The sequence below is a fragment of the Candidatus Mycalebacterium sp. genome (assembly GCF_977828045.1).
The window spans coordinates 93,719-109,009 of sequence record NZ_CDWCUL010000011.1 but is presented as its reverse complement, the minus strand read 5'-3'; the positions used below and the strand labels follow the sequence as shown (position 1 = coordinate 109,009).

The following is a 15,291-nucleotide window of genomic DNA, read 5'->3' as shown; positions in this document are numbered from 1 at the left end:
GGTCCCGCCTCTAACTACAAGGAGGCGTTAAAATGAAAACTTACAAGGTTAGTTTGACCCGTATTTATGTGGTTGATGTTGAGGCGGAAACTGAGGAAAAAGCTTGCCATTATGCGGAGTATTTCACCGGAAATCCTTCCGATGATTCTAATGAAAAAGATAGAAAGGAAGGCAATTTTTCAATAGGCAACGAGATGAAAATGGTCTGGAATGAAGCAACGCTTGCGTAGATTGCCTGCTCTTCAGGTTTTATTTCAAATTGGAATAATCGACTTCTTCAAGTCCTCCATAAACAAGCCTTTGTTCTTTTATAACCGCCACGCAGTCACCGCGCTGTGCGTGTTTGGTTAGTTCTTCGTCATTCTCGCAGATATAAACATTTCTTTTGCACTCACCGCAAAAGCGGATTTTCTCATCCTCCGTTTCAGAGAGACTTTCCCACAACAAGGGGCATTTGAACGCAAATTCACAATTTTCAATCAGTGTTTTGCTCATTTTTTCTTTCCTCCAAACGGGTCTTTTTTGTCGTTGTGCCACAGTTTGAAATGGTTTTTGTGCAAATCCGTGTATGCGCCCGGCGGGTAGAACTTGTCATAAAAACCCAAATCAAGATGGTGCGCCTGAACCATAAAACGCAGGAACATCGGGTCTGAAAACGCGGGGAAGCGTCCGTATGTTTCGTAAATGTAGTTGCAGATGTCTTTTACAACCGCGATTTCCTTTTTGCCCGGACGCGGGGTTTGCTCATAAACACCCTGCGGGTTTGTGTAGGGCATATTTTTCTTTTCCCAGTTGCTCCATTTCATATCGTTGAACGCCTCAACCGCTTCGCCCATGTCTTTGTAATACGGCGGGCAGAAGCCGTGAAAAAGACCGTCTTTGCCGACCGCCACCGGATTGGGGTTTGCCGTTTCGCCCTTTGGTTCGGGGGTTGCGAAGGTGAAGCCCAGCCCCTCAAAATCGTCCGACATTCCGAGAACAAACGGGCTCGCGAACCCGCTGAAAAGCCATCCGCCGAGTCCGAGCGTTTGCAGAGTCAAAACCATGTTCTGCCCCATAAACGCCTGCTCGGCGATAAAGCCGTTGGCGAAACGCAGTTCGGCTTCTATGAGCGGCATCATTTTGTCTTTGTCTATGAAGCCGTTTTTTATCCATTTTTCGGTTCCGGGCGGCTTCATTCCGCGCAGTTCATCGGCGAAATTGAACCTGTGCCCCTCGCGCATATAGAAGAAATACAGGTTGATTATGCATGAAGTCAGGTCGGTTACGGGCATAAAGACCGTTGTTCCGGGTTTGTTCACATTCCACAGATTGTGAACGGCAAGCCCCGGAGGTCTGTCGGGAATATCGGCTCTGCCGTCTCCGATTTTGACTTTTGATTCCCTGAACAGACGGACAATTTCATCAACCCTCTTTTCAAGCGGCATGGCTTCCAGCCCCCTGAAATCTTCGGGTTTTTTGTCGTGCATCTTTATCATGTATGAGCCGTCATCGTTTGTGTAAAACAGCTCCGTCCTGTGCACGTCTCCGAGCGCGGGAATGGTTTTGCTTGTGAACTGGACTTCAAGATCAAGCCCCATATGCGGCGGAAAATCGGACAGGTTGATGTTTTTTATTCCAAGCCCCGTCCAGACGATTATGGCTTCCTCAAGCTCCGAAAGCGGCTCCGGTTTATGCCCGGATTTATACTCAAGCGGCCCCTCGGGGATTTCCATTCCAAGCCCGAACCGCCGCGAGCGTCTTTCAAACACGGTGTCAAAAAAGCCGTGCTTTATCGCTTTTTTCAAACCGTCGGGATACTTGCCCATCGTGCCTCAAAGTGTATAGGAAAAACCCGCAATCAAAAAACACCCGGGCGCCCGTGATAGATTATTTTCCGTGCCGCAGATACCGATATTGAAAAATATGGAGCGCCACGGCGAAAAAACCGCGCTCACGGATTCAGAGGGCGGCCATTCCCACTCCGAACTCCTTGGTATGTCCGCGTGCGCGGCGGGAGCGCTCTTGCGGCTTTGCAACGCAGGCGAACTGAATGAGCGCCGCGTGGCGTTTATGCTTCCAAAAACCGCCGGGTACGCCGCCCTCAAACTTGGAATATGGCGTGTGGGCGGGGTTTGCGTTCCTCTCTGCGTCTCTCATTCGCCATCGGAGATTGCGTATGTGATTGATGACGCCGCTCCGTCCGTGGTCGTTTGCCATCCCGATTTCAGGGAGAAAATTGAGCCAATCTGCTCTGAAAAAGGCGTTGTTTTAGCCCTGAGCGATGAGGTTTTTCAATCCTCTCCCGCGCGTGCATTCCCCGATTTTCCTCTGTCGCGCCGCGCCATGATGATATACACAAGCGGAACAACGAGCCGCCCAAAGGGCGTTGTAACGACCCACTCAAACATTGACGCTCAAATAAACGCGATGCTCCGGGCGTGGGAATGGACAGACGCTGACAGAGTTTTGAATGTTCTGCCGCTTCACCACCTTCACGGCATACTGAATTTGTTGCTGTGTCCGCTCAGCGCCGGAGCGGTGTGTGAAATGGCGGATTTTGACCCGCGCGCGGTCTGGGAGCGGTTTAGGCGCGGGGGGATAACGGTTTTTTATGGCGGTACCGACTGTTTACGCTAAATTGGCGCAGTTCTGGGAAAACGCGCCTGCGGAAGACCAAAAAGAGATGACCCGTGCGTGCGCGGCGATGAGGCTTATGATTTGCGGCTCCGCGGCGCTCACGGTCAAACTTTCCCTCAATTGGCGCGACATCAGTGGGCACACGCTTCTTGAGCGCTACGGCATGACCGAAACGGGAATGATTCTCTCAAACCCTCTCAAAGGGAAAAGAAAACCGGGCTTTGTTGGCAAACCCATGCCCGGCGTGCGTGCGGAGATTTTTACCGCAAACGGGGTCCCCGCGCGCGCCGGAGAAGAGGGCGAGATACGGGTAAAGGGCGCGGGGCGTTTTTCTTGAGTATTGGAACAATCCCCAAGTGACCCGGCGGGCGTTTTCAGACGGTTGGTTCAAAACGGGCGACATCGCCACGCTTGATTCCGAAGGCGATTTTCAAATACTTGGCAGAGAGTCCGTGGACATAATCAAATCGGGCGGCTACAAGATTTCCGCATTGGAGGTGGAGAGGGAAATTCTTGAAAAAGACGGGGTTGCCGCCTGCGCGGTTGTCGGGGTCGAAGACAAGGTCTGGGGGCAGAGAGTCGCCGCCGTGGTTGTGCTTGAGAGGGGCAAGTCCCTGCGTTTAAGCGAGTTGAAGCGGTGGCTTGAGCCGCGCCTTGCGTCTTATAAGATTCCCTCTCTGCTTGAAAAGGTTGACGAACTTCCCGTGAACGCACTGGGCAAGGTTCAAAAGACCGAATTTGTGAAAATCTGGGAGGCGGGCACTTGAGCACGATAGACCCCGCGAGCCATTTTGACCGTGAGCGCGCGGAGGGCTATGACCACAGGGTGCGCTACCTGATTCCCGGCTACTCCGTTATTCACGAATTGTCCAAATCGCTTCTTGAGAGTTGTCTGTCCGCGCGCGCGAAAATTCTTGTCGCCGGCGCGGGCACGGGAAACGAGGCGATTTTCCTCGCCGGGGACAATCCCGATTGGAAAATCACCGGATTTGACCCCGCTCCGGAAATGATAAAAATCGCCAGGTCAAAGGTTGATGAAAAAGGGCTCGGCGGACGGATTTCTCTGGTTGAGGGATTTGTGCCGAGTGTGAAAAAGAAACCGCTTTTTGACGCGGCGACCGCGATACTGGTTATGCATTTTTTGCCTGATGACGGTTCAAAAGACCGGTTCGCGCACGAGATATCAAAGCGGCTCAAACCCGGAGCGAAGTTTATTCTCGCCGACCTTGAAGGTGATACGAAGAGCGAAAACTTCCGGATGCTTGTGTCCGCGTGGAAACGGCATCTGCTTTCCGTTGTTGAGGATTCCAAAAAGGTTGAGGAAACCTTTGAAAACATCATGAAAAACGTGAAGTTCCGTCCCGAAAGCAGAATCAGGAAAATACTTAAAAACGCGGGATTTGAGAAGACGGACAAGTTTTTTCAGGGCTATCTCACGAGCGGTTATATTGCGGTTAAATCCGCGGATTGAGTATGATTTTTACATGAGTACTCCCGAACAAAAACTCAAAACAATGGGCATTGCATTGCCGCCCGCGCCCAAACCGGCGGGCTCGTATGTTCCGGGCGTGCGTTCGGGCAATCTCATCTTTGTTTCCGGGCAGTTGCCGCTCAAAGATGGAAAACTGCTGTTTGAGGGGAAGGTCGGCGGCGGCGTTTCGCTTGAGCAGGCAAAGGAGTGCGCGCGCGTTTCCGCACTAAACGCTCTGGCGGTTTTGAGCGTGAGCGGTGGACTCGGCGCGGTGGAACGGATAGTCAAAGTTACCGGATATGTCGCTTCGGCGGACGGATTTACGGGGCAGGCGGATGTTGTAAACGGCGCTTCTGATTTTTTCAGCGAGGTTTTTGGCGACAGGGGCGCACATTCAAGGTCGGCGGTCGGGGTCTGCGAACTTCCTCTCGGTGCGCCCGTTGAGATTGAAGTCATAGCCGAGGTCTCCGCCCCCGCGTCTTCGGAATGAAAAGAAAAATTTCCCTCTGGACTGACTGCCTCGCCGCTTCGGTTGACCCCGCGCAGATTGAGGATTTCCTGAGCGGATTCGGTTTTGAGACACGGATGCGCGGCGAATTGTTAGAGCAGCTTTCCGAAGACCGCCGGAGGGAGTTCGCCTCCTTTCTCACGTCCATACGGATAAAAGATTTTGAAACACCGCTTGAGAGTCCGGCCATTTACCCGGGTGATGAGAGCGAACGCAAGTTTTCAAAACCGCGACCGCGCGAGACCGATTCCGATTGCGCCTATGACGGTTTGTGGTTTCAGAGAAAACTTCACTCTGAAATTGCCCGTTTGCATTCTCCGGACGCCGTGGCGAACCTTGTTTTTACGGGGCGGCTTTTGTGCACATGGGGAGAAAGGCGTTACCACGCGCGGGTGGTTTTAATGGGCGCGGACGCGGGCTCCGCTCAAATTGTTTCGTCCGCGGGCGTTGTTGAGGGTCCCGCAAAACCGCCTGATTACCACTGGGCGAAAGGGCGTCTTTTTCAGCAGGGGCTCGCTCAAGAAAGGGAAAATGAGATGCTTGCAGTTCTTGATGAAACATTTGAGGGCAGGTTCATCAAGCCCTCCGACCCGCAGATGGGAAAATTGGTCGCCGCTTACGGGTTACAGCCGCTTATGTATGTTGTTGCGGGGAAACGGTTTTGTGAAAATCCCGATTGCTGCCTTTTTAATTCACACAGGCAGTCCGAAGTTCTGAACGCTCAAAAAAAAGGCGGGGTTTGCCCGGAGTGCGCCGCAGCGCTCGCGCCTTAGCGGTTGTCAGGATTCCATTTCTTTTAGTTTTTCAATCGCCACCCGTGCGGCTTTCTTTCCGGAAAGGAGCATGCCGCCGAAAGTGGGTCCCATTCTCGGCAGTCCGTATGTAGTGTTAACCGACATTCCGCACGCTATCAGCCCCGGGTGGACTTCGCCCGTGTATTCAACGAGCGCGTCTTCGGCTTTTTCAACCCACATTGACCCGTGTCCGGGAAGTTTTTTGTAAAGACCCTGTTGGGAGAGGCGCGAAACGGCATATGCGTCATGCCCGGTCGCATCTATGACGAGTTTTGACTCTATCGCTATGGGGTCAAGACAGGTGATTTCCTTTGGCACATTGACTATCGGAGTCCAGTTGATGACGATTCCCGCGACCCGGCCGTTCTCTCTGAGAACGAGGTCGTCAAACATCGTCATGTTTCTAATCGTGGCTCCGGCTTCGCATGTCATTGAAATGAGTTTTGAGCAGGCATAAGGGGCGTCCACGATGTAATGCCCTTCGGAAATCTCTTCGTAGGGAACCTCAATTTCGTCCAGAACAGTCTGCCCCGGCGCGCGCACACTCGCTTTGTTCATCAGGTATCCGCCTATCCAGAATCCGCCGCCGAGCGAGTTCAGACGCTCAACGAGCAGAACCTTGTATTTGGCAAGCGCGATGTCTTTCGCCGCCACGAGACCGCTGGGCCCCGCGCCGATGACAATCACATCGCTCTGGATGTGCTCAAGAAACTCGCGGGCGAACCCTTCAACAATTCCTCGTGTAACCTCTTTCTCTCCAACCGGAGCGAATTTCACTTTTTCATTTTCGCCGTTCTCACCCATTTTACGCCTCCTCTTTGCTTTCTTCTTCATCGGCGGAAGGTATTTCCTCCGTCTCCGCCTCAGTTTGTTCCTCAACCGTTTCCGCTTCTTTGCCCTGCGGCTCTTCACTTTGCTCTTCTTCACTTTGTGCTTCCGAGGCCTGCCCGGTTTCGGTCTGCTCGGTTTCGGTCTGCTCAGTTTCAGTCTGCTCAGTTTCGGTCTGCCCGGTTTCAGTCTGCTCGGTTTCGGTCTGCATGGCGTTTTGCTCTTCGGTATTTTGCATCTCCGCGAGAGATTCTTCGTCTTCCTCAGCCGTAATTTGCACAATTACGGACGCTTTTATGTGTGCCTTGATTCTGACAGGCACTTCAAATCTGCCGATGGATTTTATGTTTTTTTCAAGCAGTATGTTTCGTTTCTCAATATCAAGACCGTGCCGTTCTTTCAGGACTTCGGCGATGGTATGAACGCTTACCGAGCCGAACATTTTTTCGCCGTCACTGAGTTTTGTCTCTATTTCTATGATGGTTCCGTCAATTTTGTCCGCAACCGTTTGCGCATCCGCAATGGTTTTTTCGCGCTTCTCTTTCAGCACTTCAAGTTTCTTGCGCCAGTCGCGCAGGTTTGTTTCAGTTGCCTCTATGGCGAGTTTGCTGGGAATGAGGTAGTTCCTTGCAAGACCATTTTTGACGGTTTTAACCTCTCCCGCGAGGCCGATGTCGTCAATGTCCGATGTAAGTATGATTTTCATTTCCCGCGCTCCTACTTGTGAAGTGTGGTGTATGGAATAAGAGCCATAAATCGCGCCCGTTTAATCGCAGTTGCCACTCTTCTCTGCTCCTTGGCGTTCAAACCGGTTCCCCGTCTGGAGATAATTTTTTTCCTTTCCGTGATGAACTGCAAAAGAAGTTCCGTGTCTTTGTAGTCAATCCTTTTGCCCTCTTTGGCGAGATTGCGGACTTTCTTTCCTCTTTTTCTGTTATGCCTTCTCTGCTGGTTCCTCATTGTTTTTTCTCTCCTTCATCGCTTGCGGGCTCCGCTTTGGTTTCCGGCAATTGGGTTTGTTCGGTTTTTTCATCACGCGCGGCCGAATCCGGCGCCTTGAACTTTTGCGATCCTGATTCGGAACCCGCGCCGCTCGCGTGCCGTTGCCGTCCTTCGTGCTGTTCGCTGCGGGGAGTTTCTTTTTTCGGCTCTTCTGCGGGCGGTTTTTCCGGCTGTTTGCCGTGCGCCTGGTCCTCATCCACCGAGACCGTAATAAATCTCATCACTTCGCTTTTGTGAAAACCCAGATGCTTCTCAATCGCCGAGACAACGCCGGGAAGCGCTTTGTATGTGAGGATATGGTATGTGCCGCGCCTGTAGCCATGTATTTCATAGGCAAGATCGCGCTCGTCCCATTTTTCGTCTCTGATGGTTTCCCCTTTGTTGTCGTTCAACGCGCCGGAGAGTTTTTCCTGAATCGTTGATAACTCCGCGCCGTCCAAATCCGGACGCACCACATAAAAGGTTTCGTAAAAATTAAATCTGTCGGTCAACTTCTTCCTCCTGCTTCGGTCTTGCGCCCGCGCCGCTCACCATTCCGCACGGGAACAGGCAAGAAAGTGTCTTGGCTCGTATTATAACACACAAACTGTTTGTTCAAAATTTCCGGCGCCCCCATCAAAGCATCAGGGGAGCAACGACAAGGGAAACTATGGACATAAGCTTGATGAGAATGTTCATCGCCGGTCCGGAAGTGTCTTTGAACGGGTCTCCGATTGTGTCTCCCACAACGGCGGCTTTATGCGCTTCAGAGCCCTTGCCCCCGAGGTTTCCTTCCTCTATGTATTTTTTTGCGTTGTCCCACGCGCCACCCGAATTAGCCATAAGCAGGGCGAGCATAACGCCCGTTACAACCGCGCCCGCGAGAAATCCGCCGAGCGCCTCCTTGCCGAGCAACAGCCCTATCGCGATTGGCGCGACAACGGCGACTATACTTGGTGCAATCATTTCGCGCAGGGAAGCGTCCGTGCTGATACTCACGCAGGTTGAGTAATCCGGCTTCGTTTCGCCCTCAAGGATTCCCTTTATTTCCCTGAACTGTCTTCTCACTTCCTCAACCATCTTCTGCGCCGACCTTCCGACCGCGCCCATCGTGAGAGCGCCAATTAGAAATGGTATCGTTCCGCCAATCAGCATTCCCATCACGACTTTGGGCTGTGAGATGTCTATGGATGACAGCCCGACCGCGTTCACGTAAGCCGCAAAAAGCGCGAGAGCGGAAAGTGCCGCCGACCCGATTGCGAAACCTTTGCCAATCGCGGCGGTTGTATTTCCGAGAGAATCAAGTTTGTCCGTGATTTTTCTCACATTCTCACCGAGACTGCTCATTTCCGCGATTCCGCCCGCGTTGTCCGCGACCGGTCCGTAGGCGTCAACGGACATCGTCATTCCGATTGTGGCAAGCATGCTGACCGCCGCTATGCCGATTCCGTAAAGCCCCGCGCAGTAATAAGAGGCTCCTATGGCAATCGCTATTGTAGCGACCGGAGCCGCCACGCTGTACATTCCGACCGCGAGCCCCTCAATGATGTTTGTTGCCACCCCTGTTTCGGACGCTTCGGCGATTCTTCTCACCGGGTCCGCAGAGGTGTAGTACTCCGTTTATGCGCCCTATTAAAACGCCTGAAAACAGACCCATAACGGCAGCGAGGAAAATCCCAATCGCGCTGATTGACACAACCGCGCCCGCGTCGCCGAGACCGTAAAAACCGCTCATGTCCAAAGAGGTGCCGTTCGCAAGAAACAGCAGAGCCGCGAAAGACAGCCCTATATACACAACGCCCGCTATGATGGTTGACCACCGTAGCACAAGTTGCGGCTCATAGTTTTTCAGCCACCCGACCGATTGCGCCCCGACGAGCGATGACAGACTTCCGAGAAGTATCAAACCGAGCGGAATAGCCATAAAAATCGAAGTGCCAACCGCCGCGCCGTTTAGAGATACAAAATTCGTGGATGCCGCGATGACCACGGTCGCTATTACCGCGCCGACATAGGATTCAAACAGGTCGGCTCCCATTCCCGCAACATCTCCCACATTGTCTCCAACATTGTCCGCGATTGTCGCCGGATTTCTGGGGTCGTCTTCGGGAATGCCCGCTTCAACTTTTCCAACGAGGTCGGCTCCCACGTCCGCCGCTTTTGTATAGATTCCGCCGCCGATTCTGGCAAAAAGCGCGACCGTGCTGGCGCCCATGGCGAAACCGCCGATGACTTCAGCAAAAACGCGGTTTTCCTTCGCCGGAAAGAACGATGAAAGTGACTGCGAGCCCCAGAAGACCGAGCCCCGCGACCGAAAGCCCCATAACATTTCCGCCTTTGAAAGCGGCTTCAAGAGCTTTACCCTGACCGCTGCTTGCCGCCGCCTGCGCGGTTCTCACATTGGCTTTTGTGGCGGACTTCATTCCGAAAAATCCGGCAAGCACCGAGCATGCCGCTCCGCCGACATACGCCACACCCGTCTGCCAGCCTATCGCGTAGGTTACAAAAGCGAAAACTGCGACCACGAATATGAAAATAATTCTGTATTCCCTTTTAAGGAAAACCATCGCCCCGTCGTGAATGGCTTCGGATATTTCCTTCATTTTGTCGCTTCCGACGGGCATCGCTTTCAGATCCCTGTAAACAACATATGCGTAGAGCAGAACAAGCACTCCGACAACTGCTCCGGCAATTCCCGCCGTGTTGACATCAAACATTTCCCTTCCTCCGTTGATTTGGTGTTTTTTTCAAAGTTTTTTTCAGGTCCGGTTGTATTTGTTCATCGCGCTTTCCGCGCCTTCAGATGCTATTTCGCAAGCCGCGTCCGCCGCTTTTTCTATTGAATCCTTAATTGCGCCGGACTCCTCTTCGCTGAAATTTTCAAGAACGTGGTCTGCGGTTTCCCTGCCGATTGCTGATTTCCCAACTCCTATTCTGAGCCTTGCAAACTCGCTTCCAACGCTTTCAATCACCGATTTTATTCCGTTATGCCCCGCGCTGCCGCCACCCCATTTTACTTGAATGTGTCCGACGGGCAAGTCAACCTCGTCATGCACGACCACCAGGTTTGTTTTCTCAATGCCGTGAAAATTCATTATCCGTCTGACCGGGTCTCCGCTGTTGTTCATGTAGGTTTCGGGCTTGAACATAATCAGTTTTAGATCTCCGTGAAAACCACTTCCGTAACTTCCTCCGAAATCCTTTTTTGAAATCTCAATTCCGATTTTTTCCGCGACCTTGTCAACCGCCATAAAACCGACATTGTGTCTGTTGCGGTTGTAGCGCAATCCGGGATTGCCAAGACCAACGATGATAAAAGCCACCGTGCGCGTCTCCGCTTATTCCTTTTCACCACCTTCTTCGGGTGTCTCCTCGGTTCCCTCCGCGCCCTCTTCGGTCGCCTCCTCTTCTCCCTCGGCTCCTTCCTCATCCTCGGCGGTTGTCGCCGCCGCTTCGGAGATTGCGGCTCTGGGGGCGATTACCATAACAACGGGGTCATCAGGATTGTTCAGAACCTCAAGGCCTTCGGCGAAGTCCAGATCTCCCACGCGCAGAGAGCCTCCTATTTCCAGCTCTGTGATGTCCACTTCAATCCTGCTCGGTATGTTTTCAGGCAGGCATTTGATTTTGAAAAACCTTTGAAGCGGCTCAAGAATTCCGCCGTCCTTCATTCCCTGCGATTTGCCGACAAAATCCATTGAAACATCAACCCTGATGGTTCTGTTCGGGTCTATGGACTGAAAATCAAGATGTTTGGGTTTGCCCGTCATCGGGTCTTTCTGCACGTCTTTGAGGATTGACAGAGCGGGGCGGACGTCCGAGTTTTCAATGTTGATTTCAAGAAGTGTGTTTCTCTCAAAGTCGGTTGCGAGCGCTTTTTTCAAATCCTCGGGCGCGACCTCAATGTTGACCGAGTCAATTCCGCTTCCGTAAATAACCGCCGGAATCATTTTGTCTTTTCTGACTTTTGAGACCCCGATTTTTCCGGTTCGCTCTCTTTTTTTGACTGTTAAACTGCTTTTTTCCATTCTCTTTTTCCTCTGAAGTGAAGTTTTGCGCGGAATGTAATCAATTGAAAAGGGGGCTTATGGACTCTCCTTTTGCCACTCTCCGAATTGATTCCCCTATCAACTCAGCCATGCACAAGACGGTCAGTCTATCACACTTTTTCACTTTTTCCTCCTGCGCGATTGTATTTGTTATCACAACTTCTTCAAAGCGCGAGGAGTTGATTCTTTCAATTGCCGGACCCGAAAGAATGCCGTGCGTGCAGCACAACGAAACACTGCTTGCGCCCTCTTTCATAAGAATTTCGGCGGCTTGAGTGGCCGTTCCGGCGGTGTCAACCATGTCGTCAATGATTATCGCGTGCCTGTCTTTGACGTCTCCTATTATGTAATCAACGTCCGCCACGTTCGGGGCGGTTCTTTTTTTTTGTGGTCATCGCGATTTCAAGGCCCATTTTGTCGGCGTAGAACCGCGCACGCTCCATTCCTCCGGCGTCCGGTGAAACTACAATGGCGTTCTGCCCGTCGTATTTTTTGTTCAGGTAGTTAATTATCAAAGGAGCCGCGTAGAGGTGATCAACCGGAACATCAAAAAAGCCCTGTATCTGCCCCGCGTGCAGGTCAATCGTCATCACGCGCTTCACACCGGCGTTGACAACCGTGTCGGCAATCAGTTTTGCTGAAATAGGCCCGCGCGGTTTGACTTTTCTGTCCTGCCGCGAGTAGCCGTAATAGGGCATCACGGCAGTGATTGAAGCGGCGGACGCGCGTTTGAGGGCGTCTATAATTATCAGGAGTTCCATCAGGTTTTCATTGACGGGCGGGCAGGTGGACTGAATCACAAACACATTCGCCCCGCGCACGCTTTCCACAATCTCGGCGTAGATTTCACCGTCGCTGAATCTGTGCAGATTTATCTGCCCCGGTTTGACGCCGATTTTTTCGCACACCGACTCAAAAAGCGGAACATTGGAACTCCCGCTGAACACCTTGACAGTTTCGTCTAAATCGGACACTTGAACCCTCTTAAAGCCACAAAAAACCCGCCGAAAAGGCAGGGTGCGTAATTATAGACGGAAGAGGGGATTATGCAAGAGGGTTGGAGGTTGATTAGGCAAGTTTCTACTGCTAAAATGAATATCGATTTCCGTTTTTCCATACAACCCGCAAAGTCGGGTCTCTGTTCAATACAAGACCCTCGCGGGAAATAAAACAGACCTCTAATTGTATGGTTAGACGGAAATCAAGGCCCGGCGCCTTGATTATGACCCCCAACTTCAAAAACCGCACGATGTGGACGGCGGACAATATTGATATTCTGCGCGGATTCAATGACGAGTGCATTGACCTGATTTATCTTGATCCGCCGTTCAATAAAAACAGGATTTTCGGCGCGGCTATTGGCAGCAAAGCGGCGGGCGCAAAATTCAAAGACACCTGGACGATGGATGATATTAAAAACGAACAAATCGGAGAGATTTCAGAGAAATGTTCCGCGCTTGCCCTTTTAATCAACACCGCAGGAGATATTAGCGGAAAGGCATACAAGTCATATCTGATTGTTATGGCTGTCCGTTTGCTTGAAATGAAAAGAGTTTTGAAGCGGACGGGAAGTGTTTATCTGCATTGCGACTCTACGATGAGCCATTGGCTGAAACTGTCAATGGACGCAGTTTTTGGAAAAGATAACTTCAAAAATGAGATTGTTTGGAGGCGCACCCACGCCCATAATGACCCGAAAAGGTTTGGCAGAAACACCGATGTGGTTTTGTTTTATTCAAAAAGCGAAGAGTTTTATTTCAATCCGGTTTACGTTCCATACATGGAAGAATATGTGAGAGAATTTTTCAAAAAAGAAGACGAAAAAGGAAAGTATCAGTCGGTAGTTTTGACAGGGCAGTCCGTATCAGGTGGCGAATCTGATGCTGAATGGAAAGGATATAGACCTTCGCAAAGTGGGCGGCATTGGTCAGTTCCGAAACGGATTGTTAATGCTCTGGTTGGCGAGGAAAAAGCCAAAACAATGTCAATTACTGAAAGGCTGGATTTGCTCTATGAAAACAACTACATCGAGATAAGCAGAAAAGGCATTCCTCGTTTCAAGCAATATCTTAACGAAATGCCTGGAATGTCCGTTCAAACATTGTGGACGGATATTAATTTGTCAGCTCAGGCAAAACAGCGGGTCGGTTATCCCACACAAAAACCGCTTGCTCTGCTTGAACGCATAATTAAAGCGTCAAGCAAAGAAGGCGACTTTGTTCTTGACCCGTTTTGCGGTTGTGCTACGGCTTGTGTGGCAGCGGAGATTTTGGGTCGCAAATGGGTTGGCATTGATATTTCGCCGAAAGCGTTTGATCTTGTAAATCAAAGAATGACGGACGAGGTTCTCGGCACTTTGAAATTTGGCAATGAATCTCTAATCGGCAAACTGATAAACCGCACCGAACCGCCGACACGAACGGACAAGGGAAAACTCCACGATTACAAAACAATGAAGCACATTCTTTACGGTCAGCAGGAAGGCAAATGTGGTATATGCAAGCGCTGGTTTGAATACCGCAACTTTGAAGTTGATCACGTCTATCCGAAGTCAAAAGGTGGTGGCGATGAAATAGAAAACCGCCAACTTCTTTGCGGAGGTTGCAACAAACTGAAAAGCGATTTGCCGCAAGCGCAAGCAATGGCAAAAGCGCGTGAAGCGGGGCTTATTTACGAGGGGGTTGAGTAGGTCTCATTTCCTGAACTTACCAAAACTGACTCAGTTTTTCCAATAATATTCGAAACATTTCTGCATATTTCACTTTTTGCCCTGCAGAAATCTGTAAGATTTTGCTCTGGGTAGCAAGTTGAATTTCTCTTTGAACTCTCTAATACTCATTATCTCGGCCCAAGAGAGATTTATCTTGATTTCCGTAAAGTTCTCCTCAATTTCCACGGATTGTAAATCATCCAACTTAGTTAAGTCTCTTATGAATGCCTCGATAGGTTTTTTCAAACCTCTATAGTATTGTCGCATTTCCACCCACAGGTTTTCTGGATTTACTTTGTTTTTTTCAAGAAGATAATTCAGGATGGACATTTGCCGTTCGGCAATCACACGCTTTCTTGGACTTTCAAGTTTACCGAACAACTCATTCATACGTTCTCGGAAAAGCGATTTGCGAATGTGTAAAAGAACTTCTTCCTCAGCCCGTTTGCAGAGAGTGTTTATTCCTTTCAATCCAAACTTCAGAAAACTAGTTATATCTGCATCTTTCTTTGCCGTTTCACTCAAAACCCTCAAATACTCGGCATTATTTTCGTAATAGAAATTGGAAATAGGTATGAAAATTTCTTCTTGTAATCCCGCTTTGCGTAGCATAAATGCTTCTGTTGCCCTTGCCGTTCTGCCGTTTCCATCTACGAAAGGGTGGATTGCGGCAAGATGGTAGTGGACAGCGAGAGATTGAACCAACGGGTCGTGTTCGCGGAATTTCCCCGATACGGCCTCGGCAAGATTCTTGATAGATTTTTCACAATTTTCTCCACCTTCGGCTCCTCTATGGCTTGGTTGGCCAAAAATAACATTGCGATCTTTTCTGCGGAAAACTCCGGGCTCGCAATGGTCATCATCACAGTTTTTGACAATATGGCGATGAATCTCCTTTACTAAACCGATAAAAGGAGTGCCCAGTTCCAAATCGGCAAGGTGTCTGTAAGTTTGCTCTGCTGCTCTTGCTTGCTGTTGAGAGTGAGTCAGTCCATTGTCTGGCACAGTTTCACTAAGTGCTCTATCAAGTTCATCTTCAGTGAATTCTGCGCCTTCAATTCTTGAAGTGCCCGCAGCTTCACGTCTCAACTGCTCGGCTTTCCATTGTTCCGTGTAATCTCGTGTGCGGGGAAGGCTTTTTAATCTTTCAATCGCCGCTTTTGTTTCAGCAAGAGGAGTGGCGATTTCGTTTAAATCGTATTTAACCCAGTCCGTTGGTTGGTTGTATTTTATGACGCTCATAATGCGGTCATAAAATAGTTTGTTGTCAGTTCGTTGTCAACTCATTAAAAAAATTCTTGTGTATTATCAGTAAGTTAAACAATATAGAT

Annotated in this window: 17 protein-coding genes and 2 pseudogenes; 8 read left to right on the top strand and 11 right to left on the bottom strand. The window is 50.4% G+C overall.

Features of this window, described 5'->3' with window-relative positions; all coding sequences use genetic code 11:
- The first annotated feature begins 32 nt into the window (after positions 1-32).
- Positions 33-230 carry a hypothetical protein gene (locus ACY430_RS03815; RefSeq protein WP_462137563.1) on the top strand — a complete coding sequence of 66 codons (198 nt, stop codon included), beginning with the start codon at positions 33-35 and terminating at the stop codon, positions 228-230.
- A 19-nt stretch (positions 231-249) separates the two neighbouring features.
- Here the strand turns inward: ACY430_RS03815 and ACY430_RS03810 are convergent, their stop codons facing one another.
- Positions 250-495, bottom strand: coding sequence for a hypothetical protein (locus ACY430_RS03810; protein ID WP_462137562.1), 246 nt, complete (start codon positions 493-495; stop codon positions 250-252).
- The gene (locus ACY430_RS03805; protein WP_462137561.1) at positions 492-1,808 is read right to left on the bottom strand and encodes a hypothetical protein; all 1,317 of its coding nucleotides are present in this window, start codon (positions 1,806-1,808) and stop codon (positions 492-494) included. The genes ACY430_RS03810 and ACY430_RS03805 overlap by 4 nt, the downstream gene beginning before the upstream one ends.
- Positions 1,809-1,905: 97 nt before the next feature.
- Between ACY430_RS03805 and ACY430_RS03800 the strand changes: the two genes are divergently transcribed.
- Genes ACY430_RS03800 through ACY430_RS03775 form a run of 6 tightly spaced genes read left to right on the top strand, consistent with a single transcriptional unit; the run spans position 1,906 to position 5,371 of the window.
- Positions 1,906-2,619, top strand: coding sequence for an AMP-binding protein (locus tag ACY430_RS03800; RefSeq protein WP_462137588.1), 714 nt, complete (start codon positions 1,906-1,908; stop codon positions 2,617-2,619).
- Complete coding sequence (locus ACY430_RS03795) at positions 2,594-2,956, top strand: AMP-binding protein (RefSeq protein WP_462137560.1); 363 nt, start codon at positions 2,594-2,596, stop codon at positions 2,954-2,956. The genes ACY430_RS03800 and ACY430_RS03795 overlap by 26 nt, the downstream gene beginning before the upstream one ends.
- 19 nt (positions 2,957-2,975) lie before the next feature.
- On the top strand, positions 2,976-3,386 hold the full coding sequence (locus tag ACY430_RS03790; RefSeq protein ID WP_462137559.1) for an AMP-binding enzyme: 411 nt from the start codon (positions 2,976-2,978) through the stop codon (positions 3,384-3,386).
- Positions 3,383-4,090 carry a class I SAM-dependent methyltransferase gene (locus ACY430_RS03785; protein ID WP_462137558.1) on the top strand — a complete coding sequence of 236 codons (708 nt, stop codon included), beginning with the start codon at positions 3,383-3,385 and terminating at the stop codon, positions 4,088-4,090. Before ACY430_RS03790 ends, ACY430_RS03785 begins: the two co-directional genes overlap by 4 nt.
- A 13-nt stretch (positions 4,091-4,103) precedes the next feature.
- Positions 4,104-4,580, top strand: a complete 477-nt coding sequence (locus tag ACY430_RS03780) for a RidA family protein (RefSeq protein WP_462137557.1) — start codon at positions 4,104-4,106, stop codon at positions 4,578-4,580.
- Positions 4,577-5,371: a DUF6775 family putative metallopeptidase gene (locus ACY430_RS03775; protein WP_462137556.1), complete on the top strand. Its 795-nt coding sequence runs from the start codon at positions 4,577-4,579 to the stop codon at positions 5,369-5,371. The genes ACY430_RS03780 and ACY430_RS03775 overlap by 4 nt, the downstream gene beginning before the upstream one ends.
- Positions 5,372-5,377: 6 nt before the next feature.
- Here the strand turns inward: ACY430_RS03775 and ACY430_RS03770 are convergent, their stop codons facing one another.
- From ACY430_RS03770 to ACY430_RS03735, 8 genes and pseudogenes are all read right to left on the bottom strand, one after another.
- A complete protein-coding gene (locus ACY430_RS03770; protein ID WP_462137555.1) occupies positions 5,378-6,196 on the bottom strand; it encodes a sulfide-dependent adenosine diphosphate thiazole synthase in 819 nt (272 codons plus the stop codon).
- Between the two features lies 1 nt (position 6,197).
- Positions 6,198-6,926, bottom strand: a complete 729-nt coding sequence (gene rplI / locus ACY430_RS03765; protein WP_462137554.1) for a 50S ribosomal protein L9 — start codon at positions 6,924-6,926, stop codon at positions 6,198-6,200.
- A gap of 11 nt (positions 6,927-6,937) precedes the next feature.
- Positions 6,938-7,180 (bottom strand): 30S ribosomal protein S18, encoded by a 243-nt coding sequence (gene rpsR, locus ACY430_RS03760; protein WP_462137553.1) that lies wholly within the window; start codon positions 7,178-7,180, stop codon positions 6,938-6,940.
- Positions 7,177-7,713: a 30S ribosomal protein S6 gene (rpsF, locus tag ACY430_RS03755; RefSeq protein WP_462137552.1), complete on the bottom strand. Its 537-nt coding sequence runs from the start codon at positions 7,711-7,713 to the stop codon at positions 7,177-7,179. Before rpsF ends, rpsR begins: the two co-directional genes overlap by 4 nt.
- A gap of 124 nt (positions 7,714-7,837) precedes the next feature.
- Positions 7,838-9,918, bottom strand: a pseudogene (locus ACY430_RS03750) (sodium-translocating pyrophosphatase).
- A gap of 42 nt (positions 9,919-9,960) precedes the next feature.
- On the bottom strand, positions 9,961-10,524 hold the full coding sequence (gene pth, locus ACY430_RS03745) for an aminoacyl-tRNA hydrolase (RefSeq protein ID WP_462137551.1): 564 nt from the start codon (positions 10,522-10,524) through the stop codon (positions 9,961-9,963).
- 15 nt (positions 10,525-10,539) lie between these two features.
- Positions 10,540-11,229: a 50S ribosomal protein L25 gene (locus ACY430_RS03740; protein WP_462137550.1), complete on the bottom strand. Its 690-nt coding sequence runs from the start codon at positions 11,227-11,229 to the stop codon at positions 10,540-10,542.
- Between the two features lie 40 nt (positions 11,230-11,269).
- Positions 11,270-12,224: pseudogene (locus ACY430_RS03735) on the bottom strand (ribose-phosphate diphosphokinase).
- A 248-nt stretch (positions 12,225-12,472) separates the two neighbouring features.
- Between ACY430_RS03735 and ACY430_RS03730 the strand changes: the two are divergent.
- Complete coding sequence (locus ACY430_RS03730) at positions 12,473-13,939, top strand: DNA methyltransferase (RefSeq protein WP_462137549.1); 1,467 nt, start codon at positions 12,473-12,475, stop codon at positions 13,937-13,939.
- Positions 13,940-14,008: 69 nt separating this feature from the next.
- Here ACY430_RS03730 and ACY430_RS03725 read toward each other — a convergent pair whose 3' ends face one another.
- Positions 14,009-15,202, bottom strand: a complete 1,194-nt coding sequence (locus tag ACY430_RS03725) for a Fic family protein (RefSeq protein ID WP_462137548.1) — start codon at positions 15,200-15,202, stop codon at positions 14,009-14,011.
- Positions 15,203-15,291: the final 89 nt, after the last annotated feature.